The following is a 22,213-nucleotide window of genomic DNA, read 5'->3' as shown; positions in this document are numbered from 1 at the left end:
CTCACGCGGTGAACCGCACGCCAGGCCGGGCCCGCTCATCCACCACCAGTTCGAACACGTCCGGCCTGGCGTAATGACCGACCACGTCATAGTCATAACGCGCCCGCACCAGGTCATCGGTGTCGATTTCGGCGGTCAATAAACCCGCGGTGTCTTTCAGCGGCCCAGCCAGCACATCCCCCATGGGTCCGATGATTACACTGCCGCCGGCGATCAATGGACGCTCCGCCGGCCAGTGTTCGACATCAATACCCAGCGCCTGAGGCGAGGCCTGGACCTGGCAGGCACTGACCACGAAGCATCGTCCCTCATGGGCAATGTGACGCATGGTCACTTGCCACATCTCCCGTTCATCCACCGTCGGCGCACACCAGACCTCCACTCCCTTGGCATACATCGCGGTGCGCAGCAGCGGCATCATGTTTTCCCAGCACACCGCCGCACCGAGTCGCCCGACCTGGCTGTCGATCACCGCCAACGTCGAACCATCGCCCTTGCCCCAGATCAGCCGCTCGGTGCCGGTGGGCATCAGCTTGCGATGCTTGGCCACCAGCCCCGCATCAGGCTCGAAGTACAAGGCCGTGCAATACAGGGTACTGCCAGCCCGCTCGATGACGCCCAGCACCAGGCTGGCCCCCGTACGCGTCGAAAGCCCGGCCAACGCTTCGGTTTCGACACCCGGTACGTCGATGGCATTGGCGAAGTAGCGGGCGAATGCCTCACGCCCCTCCGGCAGCCGGTAGCCCAGTCGGGTGCCGAAACCTTCGCCCTTGGGATAGCCTCCCAGCAGGGCTTCGGGCATGACCACGAGGCGGGCGCGGGCCTGGCGTATGGCGTCTTCGTAGGAAAGGATTTGCGCCAGAGTCTCCTCCTTGCCGCCCGGCAAGGAACCGATCTGCAGGGCAGCCACAATGGATTTCGGCATGGGTGTTCAACTCCTTAGGTCTCAAGTGTTGCCGATTCTCAGGCGACGACCGATCATGAATAAAGCCCCATACATTGCTAAACGATATGAACATCATGAATATCGCCAACCTCGATCTCAACCTGCTCAAGACCTTCGAAGCCCTGCACGACGAATCCAGCGCCAGCCGCGCCGCATTGCGCCTGGGCGTGACCCAGTCGGCCATCAGCGCGGCACTGCGCAGGCTGCGGGATGTATATGACGATCAACTGTTCGTGCGCACCGGTCGTGGCCTGGCGCCAACGCTGCGGGCCAATCAACTCAAGCCGGTGATCAGCGAGGCCCTGGACAAGTGTCGCCAGAGCCTGGCGATGATCGACCCGCAGACCAGTCATTACGACGGCCGCTCGGTCATCGTCGGCCTGTCCGACGACTTCGAGCTGGCCTATGGGCGCAAGCTGATCGAGGAAGTCGCGCAACGGGCGCCGGGGTTGCGCCTGATCTTTCGCCAGACCCACAGCCAGATCGTCGGCCGCAACTTGATGGAGCGCAATTTCGACCTGGCGATCACGGCGGGTGGCTTCACGGAACGGTTGCTCAGTCGCCAGGTATTGGGTGAAGGCGATTATGCCTGTCTGGTCGACCCGGACAGCCTGGAGGAGAACCAGCAGACCCTCAGCCTGGAGTCGTTCGTGGGTCGCGAACATCTGCTGGTGTCGTCGGGTGGGTTCATCGGCATCACCGACGAAGGACTGGCCGGGCTCGGCTTGAGCCGCAAAGTGTGTGCCTCGACCACGCATTTTGCCGCGTTGCCGTTCCTGCTCCAGGGCAGCCGGGCCGTGGCGACCATTCCGGGGCACGCCGCGAGGGCCATCGCGGCGTTCGGCAGCCTGACGCTGTTGCCCTGCCCTCTCGTCTTGCCACGCTATCCCATCGAGCTGGGATGGCGCACCCACACTCAGATGGATCCGGCCGTGGTCAAGGTTCGCGAGGCCATCGTCGCGACCTTTGCGTGAGGCTTATTTGTTGGCGGCCATCAACCGATTGACCTCACTGCGCACCATGTTGGCGTATTCCGGGGGCGACATGCCGTCCAACTCGGCACGTACCCATTCGGCCCATTTGCCTTTGCGCTTGGAGCGTTCGCCAAACAACCGGGCAGCGTCGCCCTTGGCCTTGCCCAGGTTGTTCTGCCACAACTCGAACAGTCGGGATTTTTCGTCTTCCAGCGCGGCACGCTCGGCCAGCGGCTTGTCAGCCAGATTGAAACTCATGGGAATTACCTGTTGCGTAAATGGGCGACATCTTACACCTTGTGGGGAAACGTCTTAACCATCATTTAGGCTTGGCCATGCTGACACGGCCTGTCCCTCTGCAACTTTTGCCCAAGCGCAACACTCCACTGTTCAGTGGTAATCATCAGCAAGGAGTAACTCGATGGCTCGTAGGCATACCGCGCAAGCGAACGGAGAGCAAATCAAGGATCAAGTGTTCAGTGAACTGAAGGCCTTGATCGAAGAGTCGGAAAAGCTGCTCAAGAGCAGCGACTCGCTGGTCGGTGAAGATGCCGAGAACCTGCGGGGCCAGATCTCCCAGAAACTGCAGCAGGCCCTGGACTCGGTTGCCAGCGCACGGGAGCGTACCCGGCCCATGGTCGACGCCACTGAACTCTACATCGGCGGCCACCCCTGGCAAACCGTGGCGATTTCCGCCGGTTTCGGGCTGGTGGTGGGCTTGTTGCTAGGACGGCGCTGACAACGCTTGCCCGACAAGCGCAACAATGTGGGAGCGGGCTTGCCCGCGAAGGCGTCAGCACAGTCAACATCCTCATCGACTGACCCACCGCTATCGCGAGCAAGCTCGCTCCCACGTTGATTTTCACATCCCAGCCAATTCCCGCAGCTGTTGCAATGTCTGCTCATCCAGCGCAATTCCATGCTGATCGGATTGACTGCGCTCCCGGTGCCGACGATCCCCCGGCAACCGCCGTAACCCCACTTCCTGCATTTGCCTGACCAGCTCCTGGCTGCGCTCGGCAAAGTTCTGTCCGGCGGCCTTGCTCGGGTCGATCACGATCAGCAATTGTCCGGTCCACGGCGTCTTGGCTCCCGGATGCTTGTTCCAATCGAACTCGAACGAGAAATTGCCGCCGGTCAGGGCCGCCGCCAGCAGCTCGACCATCATCGACAACGCCGACCCCTTGTGCCCGCCAAACGGCAGCAGCGCGCCGCCTTCGAGAATCGCCCTTGGGTCGCAGGTCGGTTGGCCGAGGCTGTCCACCCCCATGCCTGGCGGCAACAACTCGCCCTTGCGCGCGGCGATCTGTACGTCGCCATGGGCGATGGCGCTGGTGGCCAGGTCAAATACAATCGGCTCGCCACCGGCCCGTGGCGCGGCGAAGGCAATGGGATTGGTCCCGAACAACGGACGGTCCGCGCCGTGGGGTACCACGCAGGTCATGCTGTTGACCACGCTCAATGCCACCAACCCTTCGTAGGCAAACGGCTCGACGTCCGGCCAAAGGGCGGCGAAGTGATGGGAATTGCGGATAGCCAACACCGCGATACCGGCGCTGCGAGCCTTCTCCACCAATAACGGTCGTGCAGCGGCGAGGGCCGGCTGGGCAAAACCGTTGCCGGCGTCCACCCGGACGAAGCCCGTTGCGACGTCTTCGACCACCGGCACTGCCTGGCCGTCGACCCAGCCGCTGTTCAGCGTCGAGACATAGCCCGGCATACGAAAAACGCCATGGCTGTGAGCACCGTCGCGTTCGGCGCGGGCGCAGTTTTCAGCCAGAGTACGAGCCACCTCGGCGGAGGTGCCGTGCCGCAGGAAAATCTTCTCCAGGAGCCCCACCAAGGCGTCTAAAGAGAGAGGGCCGGAACCGGCTTGATCGGATAGCGCAGACATCTGAAGCTCCAGAATGATTGTTGGAGGTAGCCACAGTGAAGAAGGAACAAAGCCGGATTAAACACTGCTTCAGGCGCGGACTGTCAATCTTTTCACCGCACGCACACCCGGCGCGCCACAGCCTGACAGGTCTGGAGCTTCGCGTGCGGTAACTATGTACCACCTTCGCCCCTTCATCGTTCTCTAGGCTGGCCGCTTCATCCATGCAAGCGCCACCTCATGGCGCCTTGATCGAGACGCGACGATGACCCGTGAAACCACGCCCCTGTTATTTCCCGACGTCCTGGACGCCCAACGCCTGGACGAATTGAGCGCAACCCATGGGTTGACGCAAGCCGACTTCGAGTGGCTGCACCACGCAGCCCTTCCCAGCCACACGCTGCGTACCGCCCAGACGCCGTCGATGTCTGCCGAAAGCATTCTGCTCCAGACCGAGGGACACGCCCCTGTTCCGCTTGCCGGCTGTTTCACCCTGACAACCTTGCCAGACGTCGGCACATCCTCCCCCAAGCCTGCATTCCTCTACACGCCGCAGGGTGGAATCGAGAAATTCGCCAGCCCGCAGGCGCTCGAAACCCGGATCGACCAAATGCTCGCAACCCCTTTCGAGCGTGACGACCTGTTCCAGCTCCTGTCCATCTCCCAACGCGACGAACTGAACACCGGCACCCTTATCGAACAGTCCCGGCAGACCATCGACGGCGATATTTTCAAGGCCCAGATCGACGCCATTGAGCACGCCCAAAGTCTCAACGCGCTGACCATGGTCGATGAGTTGATCAAACTGCCCTCGCTGACCTCAATGCTTGACCACATATTGAAAGAAGTACTGGCGAACCTTGACCACCAACAGACCCGTGTCGCAATCACCGCCGATGCGGGGCTGGGTGACCCGACCATGGGTAAGGTAACCAACAACCTGTCACTGTCCGAAGCGGTCCTGGTGTACTTCCACCATCAGGGCCGGCCCGCCCGGCATGACGTCGATTTCATCCATCCGGACATCACGGTATCGCCTCATAATTCGCAACAGTGGGAAAGCCTGCTACGGGTCACCGCCCAGAACCTGATTCCCAAGCTCACCGATCGCATCAATGCCTATTGGGACGCCACCGGCCCATTTCATACCTCACGCCGAGAGCTGCTGTCGCGGGTCCTCAGCGATGCCCTGCGCGCCACCGTCCTGAGCAAACGGGAGCAAAGGCAGCTGACCGACGCACAAAGCCAGGAACTGCTCCGATTGTTCGGGCCATCGCGCCAGGACGAGACGCCTCTGTTCATCGAAACGGTTCGCCTCTGGGAATATGAGCCGCTCTATGTGGAGCTTGCCGGCTCGCTGATGATCAGCGGCAAAGATCATTACCTCTACAGACCCAGTCATGACCTGCAGAAAGTCGACAACTACCTCGGGTTCAAGGACGCGCTGCTGACGACGCCGACAAGCATTGCACGCAAGGAGGCACTCTATAGCCTGCTGAGCCTGGAAGAACGCAACCGCTTTCTGCGCCTGGACGAACCACAGGTCTCAGGTTACCCCGTGACATTGCCGGTATTCGAATCCCTGGCGAATGCAATCATCGGCAAGCAGATCAGCAACCTTCACTACGCACTGGAGATGTCCCGCCAGGGCACCGTGAACATCCACGCCCTGGTCGACAAGGCATTGGATATTCGCTCCTTGATCAACAAAAACCTGCTGGCGCATGGAACCGATGGGCACTGGGGCACCCTGCCGGCTTTTTATGGCGCCTCGCGGCCTTCCAACTTCATGGCTGATCAACTGACGAGAAAGATCAAGAGCTATACCACCGTCGAAGAGGCTTTCAACACGCTGTTCACCCAGCTGCCACTCTCCAATGCAATCTCACTGCACGCTAAACTGAAAAGCCTGCTACCTGAACTGAGCAATGTTTTTTCCCTCGGCATACGTGCCGAAGCCGAGCTTAGAAAACTCGACGGGACCCTGCCGCCCGCCGCGGATGATCTCATCAACTGTGTTTTTTCCTACGACGCCGACTATCCGAATCGCGAGCAGCGCGCAGCGCTCAAAGGCTTTCGACCCGATGCCTATTCACTGAAGCTTGCGTATACCAACGAGGGCAGCACCGCCTCCTTCTCCCTGGCCAATTGTTTTTTCCTGACTGAGCGCGGAGGGCTGGACACGCCTTATTCAGGCCTGGGAATCCTCTGGACGCCCACCGACGGCCTGCAGGTTTTCCCCTCCGTCGATGTCGCGACGACACAATTGAACCGAAACCTGCTCGACTCCCGCAAACGCTTTGGCCTGCTGGCCAACCTGCCCCCTGAGCAACGCAAGCCCCACGGGCGTTATCAGCTTGAGGCCTTTGAGTTGATCGAAGACAACGTGTTGCTCGATCGGATGACCTCGTTCATCAGGTTGTTCGAGATCGAGTACGGCTATCTGAAAACGTTGAAAACCCGGAACTGGCAATTGACCGGGACCGCATTGGTGAAAAGCCTTGAAGCGTTGCGGAACAAAGGCGCCCCCACCAATCTGATCCGTGCCAGACGCATCGCCCAGGCAGGCTGGTGGCAACAGAAGCTGCCTGCCTGGCTCGGCATGGCTTCTCTTGAAGAACAGCGCCTGCATATCGAGCTGCTTGAGCAATATCGGAACAGCGTGACCGACGGCAAAGACTACCTGGACGGTATCGAGCCCTTGCAGGCCTATACGAATAAAAAACTGAAAGCGCTGCTGGACGCGCGCTTTACCGAAAAAGACCTGGATCCGGCGAGCATTCTGATTACACCGAACCTCGCGTTGGCGGGGCCTCCGAGTTCCCTGGACGAGTTCGCGCTGAATCATATCGATGTCACTCAAAAAACCGGATTCAAGGTCTCCTCGACGTCCAGGCGCAAGCTGCCTGACAGCTTGAACGAGGCGGCGGTCAAACAGCTGCTGCTGTCATTGGATATCTCCACCTCGTATAAACGCCATGTGGTGGACAAGCTGTCCGGCACGACAGAAGACGTTCAACAGAGAAAACAACGATTCCGCCAACAACTCCCCTGGCAACTGTTGCAATACGCTCACGCACGGTACCTGCAGCAGTACCTCTCCCCTGCAGCCTTCGATTTGATTCGCCAGGTACTGGACATGCCGGACGCCATAGCCCGCCAGGCGGTGAAAGGCGCCAGCGCGCTGATTCGTCCGTTAGAGCTGATCACAACCGATGGCGCAGCGGCGATCAAGGCACTGGGGTTATATCTGATCGGATCGAGCACCGATGCGAAGGCGCCTCACGTTCTGTACGCCCCCTATCATACGGGCCCGTGCTTCACCGAATTCAAGGACGAAGCGGGTGTCGTGGCCGCCTTCAACCAGACAGGGCCGCTACAAGACCTGTTGATCAATCGACTGCCCGCCAACCAGCGAAGCACGTTCAAAAACCTGTTCGTCGCCACCGCGGGACAGCTATCGGAAATCACCTTGGCCTCCAATCCGGTCCAGACGAACATCCTCGATACATTGTTCAATGACAATATCCAACTGGTATCGAACCTGCTGACCACTCAAGCAAACAGGCAACGTCAGTTCGACTGGGAAACCGTGCGGCATCTACTCAGTGTCGGCGCCAGGTTCGTGGGCAGACAGCTACCGGGCAAACTGACTTTTTTCGAAACGCTGTGGGACAGCTATCAGGACTTCAAGTCCTCTTCCGAAGCGTTGCAGCAGCACGACTGGAAAACCGGCCTGCATGATTTCATTGCCGGGGCCGCGGAAATGGTATCAATCGGGTTTCTGAATCGCGAGGATACGTTCGGGCTGCTCGACCCCATCGGCCCTTCCCCGCAGAACACCTCCGCGGCCCAGGTCCACTGGAAGGACGTCAATTCTACAGCCCCGATCCGCACCCACCTGCAAGCCTTCGAAGCCACGGGCGTAAGCCTTGAGAATCTGCAAAGGAACCTCGTTGACGGGACCTACAAGGCCGCAGGCTCCGGCAAGCGCTATGTCAGCGTCGTCGGCAAAGTCTTTCAGGTGGCGAAGGTCAACCAGGTCTGGCGCGTGGTCCACGACATGGGAGAGGGACCGATACTCAAAAGACTGCCTGAAAGCCAGGAGTGGGCAATCGACTCACAACGACAGACCATTCGCTACGGCAAGGTGTTGTCGACCCTGGCGAACGCGTACAGCGACCACAAGGCCGCAGATACACTGAATATCGAAGCCCGCGGCATGGTTGAGATACGCAGGAAATACCCCCACCATGCGAACGTCATTGTGCAGGCGCTGGAGACGGCCAGGTATTACGCCCTCAATGCGCTTCTTAATCTCGATCAAGCCAGGCAGCGGGTCTCACCGGGCTCCCGACTGGATACTTACCTCAAGACCTTTTTCGGCATCGAACAGGTCGATGCCAACCTGATCACAAGCATACATGCCATTGTTGCGCCGATATGCCAGGTGTTGGCGGATCCCTCCTGGGAACTGCAAAACGAGAAACGCATCGTGATCGGCAATCTCAAGAGCGCCAACGACACGGCCACGGCATTCGTGCTCGAACCCAATGCACGCGGAAAAATCTATCTCACGCAATTTTTCTTCGACGTCGGGCTGGACGCATACAAAGCCATCGTTCCCGAGTCCTTCAATGTCGATGCGCACGCCCAGGGAGCGACCCTCATCCACGAACTGACCCATCAGTTGCTCGATACACATGACATCGCATATCTGGACGCGCTATTGCCATTTACCGACCTGATTTCGCAAGTCACCCATGACGGACGAGCCCGGTATGAGGTTCAGCAAGACCAGCAACGCAATGGGCTCTCGCTGACCACGCCACGTTCAAAGTTGTTCATGGGATGGGATACCGCAGCGAGCATGTTCAAGAGCCTGGAGTTGCTTCCCGAGCACAAGGCTACCGTCAAGGAAATCCTCAAGGTGACCGGCGCCAGGACCCTGAACGAGGCGCGTGATGTCTTTCTGAACCCCAGCTCGGCGGACAAGCGCATCGACGTGATCCTTCGAAACGCCGACTCGCTGACCCTGCTCATCTGTGAGTTGGGACGCCAGCTCGACTCGCCCTCATGAACGCGCTCACCCCAGATGCAGAAAAATCGCCTGAACAATCACAAGGCTTTAACGACATCCCGGCGATTTTTTCACATCGCGGCCCGCATGATTGGACGTTCCTGTTGAAGAAACACGTATGACTATTTCCTGATCAGGCTGGTAAGGACCTTTTGCATGCAAAACGCGCAACTGCCTATGGAGAATAAGCCGGCTTCGAGCGGCGTCCCGATGGCGACGTCGAATAACGTGCTCGCCAAAGCGACAGAACGAGGTAACAACGATCACATCAGGGGTCTGCTCAAGAGCTTCGGGCTCAGGACCAGCCTGATTCGCCTCAAGATCATCGACATATTGCGGACCTCTACCATGGAGAACCGCTGCCTGGGCGCACGGGGCGTGCACAGCCAGCTGTTGGAAGCGGACATTCCCTTGTCCTTTCTCAGCGTCCGCGAGGTATTGAAGCGCCTGTGCAGCGTGGGTCTGGTGACACTCAATCCCGATAAGAGCTACAGCCTGCACCCCAAGGCCATGGCCATGCTCGCGGCAGGGGAATGATGCTCAGGGCTTGACCTTGCGCCGCATCACCCCGTTGACCACCACCACGATCACCGCCACGGCAATGGCGATGTATTGAAACAGCTGTTCGCTGATCATGCCTTTGTTCTGCATCCACGACAGTCCCAGCATGATCGCCAGGACTACGAGGACAATCAGAATCGAGTATTTCAAACGTTGCGAATGAGTCATTGCCAGTTCCTGAATGTATCCGTTCTGTAGCCGTTCGCTTGCCAAGTGCCTACCCGGTTCCAGGGACAAGCGGCAGCCAACAGGGTCCCATGGTACAGCCGAAGGAGCGCCGTCGCGCAACCACGGTGTTCAGCCATGAGGATTTTATTTATGTTTCGTCGCATGTCACTGCTGCTGCCGCTGTTGTCGATGTTGTCGCTGAGCGGCTGTCTCTTTTTTCCTCCTGGCCACGGTCATGAGGAAGGACCTGAACATTCGGTGGATCCTGGTTTCGCCCAGCACCGCTAGGACCTTCCCCGGGCGTCCTGGTTGAGGCGTCTGTAGCGAGCCCTCGATGCTACGCCCCCTTCTACCTTATCACCCCGTAAATTTCTGACTTTAATGGGGAATAAATGTCCGCTTCTGTGGACATTTTTCTTACGTCCGCCAAGCACTTTTCCTCCGTAAACACCGGGAAACTCTGTCTTTCAAGCCTTATCGCCCCCCACGTATTCTCGAATAAGAGGCACTCACCTCTTTACTCAAAATAAACGTTGGGAATGCCAAACTTGCTGACAACTTTCTCGCCTAAACGATTGACAGGTTTCTGCCTGGCTATCGCGCTCTTTGAATTATTAACGTACATGGCCAGCGATCTGATCATGCCCGCCATGCTCGCCGTCACCGAAGAACTCGGAGCGGCTTCGGATCAGATTCCCTACGCGTTCAATCTCTATTTGCTGGGTGGCATCCTGCTGCCCTGGTTGATCGGGCCATTATCGGATAGTCATGGACGTCGACCGTTCATGCTTGCCGGTTGCGCCGGGTTCGTACTGGCCTGTGCGGCCGCCACCCAGGTCACCCAGATGCTGGGGTTCAATGGCCTGCGCCTGATCCAGGGCATGGGCCTGGGCTTCGTGATCGCTGTCAGCTATCCCGCCATCCAGGACCTGTTCAACGAGTCGGATGCCGTGAAAATCATGGCGCTGCTGGGCAACCTGGCCCTCTTGTCGCCCTTGCTGGGCCCCTTGCTGGGAGGGTTGCTGCTGCAATGGCTGTCGTGGCGCGAGCTGTTTCTGCTGCTGGCCGGCCTTGGCGCAGTGAGCTGGCTGGCGCTCTGGGGATTCATGCCGCGCCACCCGAGGCCAGGCAGCCAGCGGCCACCCCCCGTTCCTTTCGAACTGCGTGCGCTGATCAAACGCTATGGCGCCTTGCTCAGCGATCCCCGATTCATGGCGGCCAGCGTCGCGCTGGGGCTGATGAGCCTGCCACTGATCGCCTGGATCGGCCTGTCGCCTCTGCTGCTGATACAGGGACAGGGCGTTACTCCACTGGTGTATGGGCTCTGGCAGATCCCGGTGTTCGCCGCGGTGATCCTCGGCAATCTCCTGCTCAATGCCTGGGTGGAACGGATCGGCGTACGCGGCGTGCTCCTTTACAGCCTCTGGCCCCTGTGCGCCGGTCTGCTCGCCTTGGTCATCGCCAGTCGATTCGCCCTTTCCCTGCCTGCGCTGGTCGGAGGTCTTTCGCTGTATGCCCTTGGCCTCGGCCTGGGTAATGCGGCGCTGTATCGACTGGCGTTGTTTGCCAGCGACGACAGCAAAGGGTTGGTCTCGGCCATGGTCGGGATGATCTCCATCGCCGTGATGAGCGCTGCCGGTACGCTCCTGGCGTTGTTGGGGGCCGGCAACAGCCTGGAATCCTTTGCCTTGATGGCCGGTATCGCCGGACTCAGTTGTCCTGTTGCGCTGTGCCTGTTCAGGTCGCGACCGGTCGCTCCCGTTTGAATTGTTCCGCTCCCGAGGAAAGCTATCCGATGATCCATTTTCCCCACGCCGATGCGCTGTGTGCATTGCCCCAGCCCTATAGCCCCGAGTCGATCCCCTCCGGGCTGTTCGATCGGGCCATGGCCGAGATCAGCCTGTTCCATAGCCACCACACGCCCGGCTACGCAGACTGGCTCAACGCCAACGGGCTCGCCGTCGAGGACCTGGAACACCTGACGGACTGGTCGCGCCTGCCCCCCATCTACGCCAACTACTTCAAGCAACGCTTGCTGGTCAGCCCGACGGGCGAGGAGGCCCTGGAGCTCACGTCCTCCGGTACCGGAGGCCAGAAAAGCCGCATGCGCTATGACGAGCGCAGCATGGCCGCGGCACAGGCCATGGTGGCGCGCATCTTCGATCATTACGGTTGGTCCACGCCGGACACGCCCTGCAACTATTTGTTGCTCAGCCATGAACCCGAACCGGACAACCGCCTCGGTACAGCCTATACCGATCAGTTCCTGTGTCGTTTCGCCCCGGTCAATAGCCTGACCTACGCCTTGCGACACACCGGCAACGATCATGAGTTCGACGTTTTCGGCGTCATCCGAGCCCTGCAGGCATTCGCCGAACAAGGTTTGCCGGTGAGGATCTTCGGCTTTCCGGCGCTGCTCTGGCACGTACTCGAACGCATGCGCGAGAGCGGCGTCCCGGACCTGACGCTGGCGCCTGACTCCCTGGTGTTCCTGGGGGGCGGCTGGAAGAAACAGGCTGCCCAGGAAATGCCCCGCCATCAGGTCTATGAGCGCATCACCCGGCAATTGGGCATCGAAGCCCATCGCTGCCGCGACGGTTATGGTGCCGTCGAGCATGCCGTGCCCTACATCGAATGTGCCCGGCATCGATTTCATGTACCGGTCTATTCGAAAGTCTTCATCCGTCACCCTTCGAATTTCGAAGTGCAGCCGTTCGGCGAAGCTGGATTGCTGTCGTTCGTTTCGCCCTATATCTCCTCCAGCCCCGCCCATGCCGTGGTGATGAGCGACCTGGCGACGCTGCACCCTGCCACCTGTGAATGCGGTTCGAGCACCCAATGGTTCGAATTGCATGGCCGTGCCGGCACCAGCGCCAGCCGAAGCTGTGCCATGGCGGCCGCTGAACTGATCAAGGAGCATTGATATGTACCTCATCAACGGCCAACTGCACACGAGCCTGACACTCGACCAGGCCCTCGAACGCCTGCAAGCGCAACTGCCGGCCCTCCTGGCCTCGGCGCCCTCGAACGACTGCGTGCTCGACTGCGCCGAGACATTCGCCCAGGGACTGCGTGCCGGACGGGAAGCGTTCCTCGACGAGGACCAACGCCAGGCACTGATCGCATTCTGCGGGCGCGAGCACCTGAGCTTGAAACTGGCACGGGAGCTGGGCCCCGATCCTCGCTCGCTGCGGCGCATCGACTACAGCGAAGGGCCCTTCGAAAGCTGGCAGCCCTTGGGCCTGGTGGTGCATGTCACGCCGAGCAATGCACCATTGCTGGCGTTCTGCGCGGCCCTGGAAAGCCTGCTGGCGGGCAACATCAACTGGATACGCCCAAGCACACAGGATGGGACATTGACGGCGCGCCTGTTGGCGGCTTTTCTGGCCTGCGACAGCAGTGGCCGGCTCAGCGGTTACCTGGCGGTACTGCCGGTTCCCCACCACGACAGCCAGCGTCTTTTCGCCCTGGCACAAGGTGTCAGCGCCTGGGGCGGCGAGACAGCGCTCAAGGCTTTGCGCGAGCAGGTCCCGAGCGGGTGCCGCTGGATCGACTGGGGGCATCGCATCAGCTTCGCCTATGTCACGCCTCACGCCGCCACCCCCCAGGCAATGGATGCTCTGGTAGATGAAATCTGCCGTCTCGACCAGCAAGCCTGTTCCAGTCCGCAATGGCTGCTGGTCGACACTGACCAGCCCGTCGTGATGGAGCAAGTGGGGAGCGCCCTGGCCGCCGCATTCGAGCGAAGGGCCGTACGCTGGCCGGCTCTGAAGCTCACCACGGCCGAAGCCTGCGAGATCACTACCCGAACGGCACTCGCCCGACTGGACCACAGCTTCGCGGGACACGCAGGCCAGGTCTGGGCCGGTGATGACTGGCGCATCCTCTGGGAACATCATCGTGACCTGTCGCCGTCGCCGCTGTTCCGCACGCTGCTGCTGCGGCCCGTCCCTCAAGCGTGGTTGACCGAGACGCTGCTGCCCTGGCGAAACGTATTGCAGAGCTGCGCACTCATTTGTGAGCCGGAGCAGGCATCAGGGCTGACCCGTCGCTTGCTGGCTGCCGGCGTTTCCCGCGTCTCGGCGACCCGTGAGATTCAAGAGGGCTATGCCGGCGAGCCCCACGACGGCGTCTACGCGCTGCAACGCTTGAGCAGGCGGGTGTCGGTCGGCCTTGAACCCCATATCGCGAGTCATCGTGTCACCCTGGACACCTCTCCAGCGCCAATAACAATGAGTCCTTCAACGCCGATCATGGACAAGGCTGATTTCATGGCCCTTCCCATCGCCCCCCAGGCACAACTGTTCTTCCGTTCCGGTGGCAGCAGCGGCGCGCCCGTGCTGTCGTGCTACAGCCATCGCGATTTCGACCGTCACATGCGTGCCGCCGCCGACGGCCTGCGTGCGGCCGGCCTAGACCCCGCGCAAGACCGGGTGATGAACCTGTTCTATGGCGGCAACCTCTACGGCGGTTTTTTCAGTTTCTCGAAAATACTCGAACAGATGAACGTCGTGCATTACCCCATGGGCGCACCGACGGACGATGCATTCGACGAAATCGCCCGGATGATTGTCGCCCATGGCATCAATACGTTGATCGGCATGCCGAGCACACTGCACCGTCTGTTTTCCAGCCAGAAAAGCCTCCTTCAAGACTACGGCGGTGTGCGCAAAATCCTCTTGGGCGGCGAGCACCTGGGACAAACCAGCCGGCAATTGTTCCAGGCTTGCGGCGTCACGCGCATTCGCTCGGCCCTGTATGGCAGCGTGGATGCAGGCCCTCTCGGCCATGCCTGCGCCGCCAGCGACGATGGCGTGTTTCACTTGATGGACGCTCTTCAGCATCTGGAGATCGTCGAGCTGGATCGCGATGTTCCAGTCACGCCGGGGGACATCGGGCGCTTGCTATTCACTTCCCGACAGCGCCAGGCGCAGCCTCTACAGCGCTACGATGTCGGTGATTGCGGACGCTGGTTGCCGGGGTCCTGCCCTTGTGGCCTGGAATCACCCAGGTTCGAGCTGGGGCAACGCCATGGCCGCGTGCTACGCGTCGCCACGGAATCCATCAATAGCCAGGAGCTGGCCGAACTGGCTCAGGTGGCCATTCAAATCGTCCTCGATCACCACAGCAGCGGCTGCGAGCGCATCCTGATCCGCGCCGACGGCGACGCCGAAACGGTACGGCGCAGGGTCCTGGCACTGCAACCGCTGTGTGCATCCGTCGATGCCGCACTGCTGATCTTGGAGGTCCAGCGCTGTACGCCCGAATGTTTCGAACATAACAGACACAGCGGCAAAGTACCGCTGGTGATCGATGGCAGAAGCTCCGGCTGACAGCCCTTCGTCCATGCACTACCCAGCGATCTTCATAGCCCGAGAGCCCCTGATGAACCCTTCCTGCCCATTTGAACAATGGCTTGCCCATGTGCGCCTGCATTCAAAGTATTACCAGAAACACTGGAGACATTTACCCGAGCAAGGCTGCGCTTTCGAGGACCTGCCGATCGTCGATGCCAACGATTACTGGAGTGGCAGCCATGACCTGGACACTTGGGAGGTGCTGACCGGTCCCGTCACGGACGCACTGATCTATAAAACCGGCGGCACCACCAGTCAGGGGAAGCTGTCGGTGTACACCCATGGGGAATGGCAGCGGATGCTCGATGGCTTCGCAGGCAGCCTGTCCGCCCAGCTTGAAACAGGCGATCGAATTGCCAATCTGTTCTTCTCGGGGGACCTGTATGCGAGTTTCCTGTTCATTCATGGTGCCCTTTGCCAGGTTGACCTGCCGATTACCGAGTTTCCCTTCACCGGTTCGATCGATCCCGATGTGCTGGCCGATGCCGTCACGGCACACCGCGTCAATGTGCTGGCGGGTGTACCGGCCCATCTACTGGCCATTGCCAGCCATTTGGGCCGGCAGGGTCGGACGCTGCCCGGAATCACCGCCGTGCTGTTCGGCGGTGAGCACCTGTTCGAGCGTCAACTTCCGATGTTGAGACAAGCCTTTCCCCAGGCACGCTTCGCGTCCATCGGTTATGCCAGCGTGGACGCCGGACTGGTGGGGGCCAGCGCCGCTGATTGCCTGCTCGGCGAGCACCGCGTATTCGACGAACAGACGCGGCTGGAGATCGTCGATGAAGTGAGCGGCGAGGTCATCGAGGCCTGTGACCGCCCCGGCAACCTGGTGGTGACCAACTTCACCCGGACCCTGATGCCGATGGTGCGCTATCCCGTGGGGGACCGGGCCTGCTGGCGGGAGCCTGTCGGCACTCCACGACGCAAGTTCGAACTGGCGGGACGTAGCGCACAGAGCCAGCGGGTACGGGTCGGCGTGGTTTCGCTGTTCCCGCAACGGATCAACGAGATCATCCGCAGCCTCGGCGGTGAGTTTCAATGGCAACTGATCATCGAGCCCATCGAAAACAATGATCGTGCGGTACTCAAATGGGTGCCCGACAAGCCGTCGAGCATCTGCGGGTCGCTGTCCCAGGCGCTGGAACTCGCGCTGATCCAGCAGCATCCGGGTATCGATCAACTCGTTCTGCATGTCCAGGCGTGCCAGGCGCAGGACCTGGAGCGTCACCCACGCTCCGGCAAACATCTGCAAATCATCGATCGTCGGGGCTATGGCCCGATGGCAACGAGGCACGCCGGATGAGTGCCTTGGTCATCAGGATGTTCAGGCCCGCCGATGCCATCGGAATCAGCGAACTGTTTCGCCGGGTGTATGGCGATCACTACGTTTCGCCGGACGTCTACGTGCCCCATATGATTTGCCAGCACCACCAGCATCGACACTGGTTTTCCATGGTCGCCGTGATGGACGAACAGGTGGTTGGCCACGCCGCGTTGTGCCGACCTGCGGCGAACCGGAAGGATGCCGAACTGGCGCTGGTGGCAGTGGATCCGGCGCTGCAAGGCAGTCAGATCGCCACCCGCCTGGGCCGGCAACTGTTGGACAGCTGTGAGGATCTCGGGCTCGTCAGGCTGTCCATCAAACAAGTCACCAGCCACCCCTACAGCCAGCGGCTGGCACAACGGCTCGGTTTTCATGACACAGGGCTGATGCCCGACCATGTGCCCTCGCCGTTCGCCCCGGCCCAGACCGAGACCATCGTGGTCGGCTGCCAGATCATGGGTGCCCATCACCGGCCGTTGCCGCACGTGCAATGGCCTGCCCCGTGCCAATGGCTGATGGCCCCCTTGACTGCACAATTTGGCACCACGTTCGACGCCGCACCCGCCTCGATGCAGCCGCTGCAGATCATTTCGTTACCCGGGCGTATCGACGTAGTAGCCGGGCACATGAGCCGGCATCTGGCCAGGCAACTGCAGCGCTTGCCGGCCCACTGGTCGATCGCGATACGACTCGGACTGCGCCGACAGTTCCCCGAGGATTACCAACGGCTGATGGCTGCCGGATTCATTTTTACCGGCATGGTGCCCGCCGAAGGCGAGCTGAACTGGCAGGCGCTGTTTCATCGTGGCGCGCTGGCTCGCCAACTGAACTTGCAGGCAGCGCCGATGCAACGACTGCACGATGAGCTGCAGAGCCACACGCGGAACTGGAGAGGCACGCAGTCCGACACGGCAGCATGACAGGACCACATTGGCGACGAACGGTACCCCTCACCAAGCATGGGACATTCAAGGGCAACGACCAGGAGCCGATATAGACATGTCTACCGTCCCGAAAGATGCCTTCGAGCAAGGAACTGTCCAATGCCCTCATTCCGCACCATTCAGACTCGCTACACGCTGTTCCTCATCTTATTCATCCTGGTGTTGTCGATCCTCACCGTTGTGGGCATCAGCTATCTGGTCGCGCCCAAGCTGCGCCAGACCGAGGAGCAGGTGGCACTCAATCGCATCGGCGAAGTCGCGGAGCAGATCCAGGGCGAGCTGAACAAAGTGCAGGCCCAGCAACGCAGCATCACCCAGACCATTCCGTTGCTCGACAGCGATGCCATCGACAAGGTACTCCCGGGCCTGGTGGACCAATATGGCGAACCGAAGGTCTTCGGTGGCGGAATCTGGCCGTTGCCCAACCAGCGCGCCGAAGGACGCAACAAGTTCAGCACCTTCTGGCACCGCGACAGCTCCGGCAAACTGGTGGTCAATACGTTCTGGAACAGCGACGCCGCGCCGAACTATTACGAGCAGCCCTGGCACAAGGGCGGCATGGCCACCCCACCCGGCAAATGCGCCTGGGCCGCCGCCTATAAAGATGACGCCAGCGCCGAACCGCGCACCAACTGCGCCATGGCCATCCAGAAGAACGGCGTGCCCTATGGTGTCTCCACCATCGACGTGACCCTGGGCTTCTTCAATGACCTGGTGGCGCGCAAGGAAGCCGACCTGAACGCCGAAATGCTGATTGTCGAAGCCGACGGCAAGATCATCAGCAACAGCTCGCGCATCAGCGGTCCGATCGTGCTGAAGAACATCAGCGAACTGGCAGCCACTTCGCCGTTTGCCGCTCAGGTCAAGGCAGGCCTGGCTCAGCGCGACCAGCCACTGCAACGGGTCGAGTTCGACAACAAGGGCGAAGCCAGCACGTTCTTCATGCGCCCCATCGAAGGCACGCCCTGGTTTCTCGCCACCGCCTTGCCAACCCGCCTGATCACCGCTCAGCGCGATGACGTGCTGAACACCCTCAGCCTGCTGCAGATCCCGATGGTCATCCTGCTGGTGCTGATGCAGTTGTACGCAATCCGCCAACTGACCGGCCGCATGAAGGTACTCAAGGGCAACATCGATGCGCTGTCCACCGGCGATGCCGACCTGACCCGACGCATCACCATCCGCGCCGAGGATGAACTGGGTGCGATTGGCCATTCGGTCAACCGCTTCATCGTTTACCTTCAAGACATGATCAGTGAAGTTACCCAGGCCACTGGTGCCATGGCATCGAGCCTGGACAACCTGCAACGGACTTCGGCCCATACCAGCGAAATCCTGATGCGCCATGCCTCGGAAACCGACCAGACCGTGACCGCCATTACCCAGATGAGCTCCACGGCCGAGAGCGTGGCCAATAACGCCGCCGAAACGGCCGCGTTCACCCAGCGCGCCAACGAACACGCCGATCGTTCTCGTGTCGTGGTGGGCGAAGCCTCCGATAGCGTGGTGGCCTTGATCGATGAAGTCGCCAGCGCCACTCGCAAGGTCGAGAGCATGCAGCAGGATGCGCAACGCATCACCGAAATCCTCGGGGTGATCGGCGCCATCGCCGGACAGACCAACCTGCTGGCACTCAACGCCGCTATCGAAGCAGCCCGGGCCGGCGAACAGGGCCGCGGATTTGCAGTGGTAGCCGACGAGGTACGTGCCCTCGCCGCCCGCACCCAAGCCAGCACCTCGGAAATCAACGAAATGCTGACCCGCCTGACCCAAGGCGTGAGTTCGTCGGTTTCGGCGATGGAAAATACCCAGGCCAGTTGCCAGTCGGCTGCCGACGCGACCTCCCGGGTCAACAGCGGCCTGGATGAAATGGCCGGCTCCGTCGCGCAGATCAACAGCCTGAGCACCCAAATCGCCACCGCCGCCGAACAACAGAGCGCCGTGACCGAAGAAATCAACCGCAGCATGGTGCAGATCCGCCATATGGTTGAGGAACTGGTGGAAGGCGGACTGGCCAGTGAAAACAACACCCGACAATTGCTGGAAGCCAACAGTCGGGTGAATGCGATCATGGGGCGGTTCAAGCTTCGCTGAGAATGATTGCCACCCTGCAAGCACTGCTCCCCCTGTGGGAGCGGGCTTGCTCGCGAAGGCGGTGGCATATCCAACATCGCGGAAGCAGACACACCGCTTTCGCGAGCAAGCCCGCTCCCACAGGGTTTCATGGTGTCAGTTGGGTTGATGTCTGGCACAGATCCCATGTGGGAGCGAGTGCCAGCCACCTCACCTGACAATTCTGTCATCTACCCCTCAGCAACCCGTCAGCTGGCAACCGCTACTCTGGTATCCTCCCGCCAACCCGCTCCACACGAGACTGCTTCCATGGCCAATCCCCTGCACCTGCTCGCCCTGAGCGCCCTGTTCGTCACCACCCTGGCCCAAGCGGCCACACCAACCACCATCGATGTGCATCGCGATGCCAACTGCGGCTGCTGCAAAAAATGGATCGCTCACCTTCAGGAGAACGGCTTCAAGGTCAACGATCATGTGGAAACCGATATGAGTTCGGTCAAGCAACGCCTGGGCGTGGCGCCCAACATGCGTTCCTGCCATACCGCCGAGATCAACGGCAAATTCGTCGAAGGCCACGTCCCTGCCGATCAGGTACGGGCGTTGAGCCAGCGTGATGACTTGCTCGGCGTGGCCGCGCCCGGTATGCCCATGGGGTCGCCCGGCATGGAAATGGACGGCATGAGCGATGCCTACCAGGTGATCGGCCTGAAAAAAGACGGGACGCAAACCGTGGTGGCGGATTACCCGGCTCACTGACCGGGATCGCTGGGCTGCGTCATGGCGCATTTCCCCCCGGCTGGGTTGAACATTCCGGCCTGTTGATTGCCTGTGGTTAATGTCGCCATAACCGGACCGCCCCAGGATCGTCCGGCTGCCACAAGGAGATCGACCATGCCGCGCGCCACTCTTCGCTGGTTACCCAGCCTGTTCCTGACCGCTGCCCTGCCGCTGCTCGCCCATGCCGAAATTCCCCCGGAAGGGCCGGCCTACGGGCCGGAACTCCAAGGTTTCGAATACCCATACACCCTCAAGCACTTCGCCTTCCAGTCCCAGGGCAAGTCCCTGCAGATGGGCTACATGGACGTACCGGCCCAAGGCAAGGTCAATGGCCGCAGTATCGTGCTGATGCACGGCAAGAACTTCTGCGCCGCCACCTGGGGCGACTCGATCAAGGTCCTCAGCCAGGCTGGTTACCGGGTAATTGCGGCGGACCAGATCGGCTTCTGCACATCCAGCAAACCGGACCACTATCAGTACAGCTTCCAACAACTGGCGAACAACACCCAGGCACTGCTCAAGGCCCTTGGCATCCAGAAAGCCGTTATCCTGGGACACTCCACCGGCGGTATGCTCGCCACCCGTTATGCCTTGCAGTTTCCCGATCAGGTAGAGCGCCTGGCGATGGTCAACCCTATCGGCCTGGAGGATTGGAAGGCCCTCGGCGTGCCCTACCGCACTGTCGATCAATGGTATGAGCGAGAGCTGAAGCTCAACGCTGACGGTATTCGCAATTATGAGCGCATGACCTACTATGGCGGCCGCTGGAAACCGGAGTTCGAGCGCTGGGTGGACATGCTCGCCGGCTTGAACAAAGGGCCCGGACACACGCAGGTCGCGTGGAACTCGGCGCTGATCTACGACATGATCTTCACCCAGCCGGTCTACTACGAATTCAAGGACCTGAAGATGCCGACCCTGTTGCTGATCGGCACCGCCGATACCACGGCCATCGGCAGCGACATCGCCCCGCCGGCAGTGAAAGCCAGGCTCGGCCGATACGAGGTGTTGGGCAAACAGGCCGCCCAACTCATCCCGCGCTCGACCCTGGTGGAGTTCCCTCATCTGGGGCACGCTCCACAAATGGAGGAGCCGGACCGTTTCCACGAAGCGTTGCTGAGCTGGCTGAACAAACCCATTCCCTGACGAGGTGCTCCATGGCGGTGCAAATAGCGGTCATCGACGATTGGCAAGATGTGGCGCGAGACGTGGTGGACTGGTCGGCCCTGGACAGCATCGGCCAGGTCACGTTCCTGCATGACTACCCTGCCGACCGCGACACCCTCGCCGAACGCCTGGCACCCTTCGAGGTGATTTGCGTGATGCGCGAACGCACTTCATTCGACGCAGGCCTGCTGCGTCGCCTGCCGAATCTCAAGCTGCTGCTCACCGGCGGCATGCGCAATGCCGCTCTCGACCTCCAGACCGCCGCCGGGCTGGGCATCCAGGTGTGCGGCACCGAAAGCTACAAGCACGCCGCCCCCGAACTGACCTGGGCGCTGGTAATGGCCTTGAGCCGCAACCTTGTCCAGGAAGCCAATGCCCTGCGTGCGGGACTATGGCAGCAGGGCCTCGGTGGCGACCTGCACGGCAAGACCCTGGCCATCCTCGGCCTGGGCAGCATCGGCAAACGAGTAGCGCAGTTCGGCCAGGTGTTCGGCATGCGGGTAACCGCCTGGAGCCAGAACCTCACCGCCGAACAGGCTGCCGAGGTGGGCGTGACCTACGTGAGCAAACAGCAATTGTTCGAGCAGGCGGACATTCTCTCGATCCATCTGGTGTTGGGTGAGCGTACCCGAGGCCTGGTGGACGCCCAGGCGCTGGGGTGGATGAAGCCCGAGGCGCTGCTGGTCAACACCGCCCGGGGGCCCATCGTCGATGAAAACGCGCTGATCGATGCCCTGCGCCACAAACGCCTGGCCGGCGCCGCCCTGGATGTATTCGCCCAGGAACCCTTGCCTGTCGATCACCCGTTCCGAACGCTGGAAAACGTACTGGCCACGCCGCATGTGGGTTATGTCAGCCGGCAGAACTATAGGCAGTTCTATTCGCAGATGATCGAGGACCTGCAAGCGTGGGCCGGCGGGGCACCGATCCGCTTGCTGACCCCGACTGCATAGTCGAAAGATCGCTATC

Annotated in this window: 17 protein-coding genes and 2 pseudogenes; 15 read left to right on the top strand and 4 right to left on the bottom strand. The window is 60.8% G+C overall.

All coding sequences use genetic code 11. The features are described from left to right. Nucleotide 1: 1 nt before the first annotated feature. Complete coding sequence (locus FBX99_RS02840; RefSeq protein ID WP_144921743.1) at nucleotides 2–925, bottom strand: carbon-nitrogen hydrolase family protein; 924 nt, start codon at nucleotides 923–925, stop codon at nucleotides 2–4. An 86-nt stretch (nucleotides 926–1,011) separates the two neighbouring features. Between FBX99_RS02840 and FBX99_RS02835 the strand changes: the two genes are divergently transcribed. Beyond that, on the top strand, nucleotides 1,012–1,920 hold the full coding sequence (locus FBX99_RS02835) for a LysR family transcriptional regulator (RefSeq protein WP_144921740.1): 909 nt from the start codon (nucleotides 1,012–1,014) through the stop codon (nucleotides 1,918–1,920). 3 nt (nucleotides 1,921–1,923) lie between these two features. Here the strand turns inward: FBX99_RS02835 and FBX99_RS02830 are convergent, their stop codons facing one another. Continuing rightward, a complete protein-coding gene (locus FBX99_RS02830; RefSeq protein ID WP_003181187.1) occupies nucleotides 1,924–2,178 on the bottom strand; it encodes a hypothetical protein in 255 nt (84 codons plus the stop codon). A gap of 163 nt (nucleotides 2,179–2,341) precedes the next feature. Here FBX99_RS02830 and FBX99_RS02825 point away from each other — a divergent pair, with 163 nt between their 5' ends. Then, nucleotides 2,342–2,659, top strand: a complete 318-nt coding sequence (locus FBX99_RS02825; RefSeq protein WP_144921737.1) for a YqjD family protein — start codon at nucleotides 2,342–2,344, stop codon at nucleotides 2,657–2,659. A 123-nt stretch (nucleotides 2,660–2,782) separates the two neighbouring features. Here the strand turns inward: FBX99_RS02825 and FBX99_RS02820 are convergent, their stop codons facing one another. Beyond that, nucleotides 2,783–3,814 carry an Ldh family oxidoreductase gene (locus FBX99_RS02820; protein WP_144921734.1) on the bottom strand — a complete coding sequence of 344 codons (1,032 nt, stop codon included), beginning with the start codon at nucleotides 3,812–3,814 and terminating at the stop codon, nucleotides 2,783–2,785. A gap of 244 nt (nucleotides 3,815–4,058) precedes the next feature. Here FBX99_RS02820 and FBX99_RS02815 point away from each other — a divergent pair, with 244 nt between their 5' ends. Genes FBX99_RS02815 through FBX99_RS02810 form a run of 3 tightly spaced genes read left to right on the top strand, consistent with a single transcriptional unit; the run spans nucleotide 4,059 to nucleotide 9,410 of the window. Further along, a complete protein-coding gene (locus tag FBX99_RS02815; RefSeq protein WP_145130552.1) occupies nucleotides 4,059–8,873 on the top strand; it encodes a dermonecrotic toxin domain-containing protein in 4,815 nt (1,604 codons plus the stop codon). Further along, nucleotides 8,870–8,995 carry a hypothetical protein gene (locus FBX99_RS29090; RefSeq protein ID WP_256664009.1) on the top strand — a complete coding sequence of 42 codons (126 nt, stop codon included), beginning with the start codon at nucleotides 8,870–8,872 and terminating at the stop codon, nucleotides 8,993–8,995. The genes FBX99_RS02815 and FBX99_RS29090 overlap by 4 nt, the downstream gene beginning before the upstream one ends. Before the next feature lie 34 nt (nucleotides 8,996–9,029). Beyond that, nucleotides 9,030–9,410, top strand: coding sequence for a fe2+ zn2+ uptake regulation protein (locus FBX99_RS02810; RefSeq protein WP_144921729.1), 381 nt, complete (start codon nucleotides 9,030–9,032; stop codon nucleotides 9,408–9,410). A gap of 3 nt (nucleotides 9,411–9,413) precedes the next feature. Here the strand turns inward: FBX99_RS02810 and FBX99_RS02805 are convergent, their stop codons facing one another. Further along, nucleotides 9,414–9,602 carry a hypothetical protein gene (locus tag FBX99_RS02805; protein ID WP_144921726.1) on the bottom strand — a complete coding sequence of 63 codons (189 nt, stop codon included), beginning with the start codon at nucleotides 9,600–9,602 and terminating at the stop codon, nucleotides 9,414–9,416. A gap of 539 nt (nucleotides 9,603–10,141) precedes the next feature. On the opposite strand from FBX99_RS02805, the gene FBX99_RS02800 reads away from it, so the two are divergent. The 10 genes and pseudogenes from FBX99_RS02800 (at nucleotide 10,142) to FBX99_RS02760 (ending at nucleotide 22,197) form a co-directional block, all read left to right on the top strand. Continuing rightward, nucleotides 10,142–11,368 (top strand): MFS transporter, encoded by a 1,227-nt coding sequence (locus FBX99_RS02800; protein WP_144921723.1) that lies wholly within the window; start codon nucleotides 10,142–10,144, stop codon nucleotides 11,366–11,368. A 29-nt stretch (nucleotides 11,369–11,397) separates the two neighbouring features. Beyond that, entirely contained in the window at nucleotides 11,398–12,525 is a 1,128-nt protein-coding gene (locus FBX99_RS02795; RefSeq protein ID WP_145130550.1) for an acyl-protein synthase, read from the top strand. Nucleotide 12,526: 1 nt separating this feature from the next. Continuing rightward, nucleotides 12,527–14,935, top strand: a complete 2,409-nt coding sequence (locus FBX99_RS02790; protein WP_145130548.1) for an aldehyde dehydrogenase family protein — start codon at nucleotides 12,527–12,529, stop codon at nucleotides 14,933–14,935. 52 nt (nucleotides 14,936–14,987) lie between these two features. After that, nucleotides 14,988–16,262 carry a phenylacetate--CoA ligase family protein gene (locus FBX99_RS02785; RefSeq protein ID WP_144921714.1) on the top strand — a complete coding sequence of 425 codons (1,275 nt, stop codon included), beginning with the start codon at nucleotides 14,988–14,990 and terminating at the stop codon, nucleotides 16,260–16,262. Further along, nucleotides 16,259–17,203, top strand: a complete 945-nt coding sequence (locus FBX99_RS02780) for a GNAT family N-acetyltransferase (RefSeq protein ID WP_144921709.1) — start codon at nucleotides 16,259–16,261, stop codon at nucleotides 17,201–17,203. Before FBX99_RS02785 ends, FBX99_RS02780 begins: the two co-directional genes overlap by 4 nt. Nucleotides 17,204–17,242: 39 nt before the next feature. Next, a pseudogene (locus FBX99_RS29465) lies at nucleotides 17,243–18,460 on the top strand (cache domain-containing protein); the annotation flags it as partial. 333 nt (nucleotides 18,461–18,793) lie between these two features. Continuing rightward, nucleotides 18,794–19,321 (top strand): annotated as a pseudogene (locus FBX99_RS29460) (methyl-accepting chemotaxis protein); the annotation flags it as partial. A 288-nt stretch (nucleotides 19,322–19,609) separates the two neighbouring features. Next, nucleotides 19,610–20,056 carry a DUF411 domain-containing protein gene (locus FBX99_RS02770; protein WP_144921701.1) on the top strand — a complete coding sequence of 149 codons (447 nt, stop codon included), beginning with the start codon at nucleotides 19,610–19,612 and terminating at the stop codon, nucleotides 20,054–20,056. Nucleotides 20,057–20,191: 135 nt separating this feature from the next. Continuing rightward, nucleotides 20,192–21,223, top strand: coding sequence for an alpha/beta fold hydrolase (locus FBX99_RS02765; RefSeq protein WP_145130544.1), 1,032 nt, complete (start codon nucleotides 20,192–20,194; stop codon nucleotides 21,221–21,223). Between the two features lie 11 nt (nucleotides 21,224–21,234). Next, nucleotides 21,235–22,197, top strand: a complete 963-nt coding sequence (locus FBX99_RS02760) for a D-2-hydroxyacid dehydrogenase family protein (RefSeq protein ID WP_144921690.1) — start codon at nucleotides 21,235–21,237, stop codon at nucleotides 22,195–22,197. Nucleotides 22,198–22,213 lie beyond the last annotated feature (16 nt).

Origin of the sequence: Pseudomonas sp. SJZ074, assembly GCF_007828215.1 — a bacterium.
Taxonomy (GTDB): Bacteria; Pseudomonadota; Gammaproteobacteria; order Pseudomonadales; family Pseudomonadaceae; genus Aquipseudomonas.
Note: the sequence above shows the minus strand (reverse complement) of the source record. Positions and strands in the feature narration are given on the sequence as shown.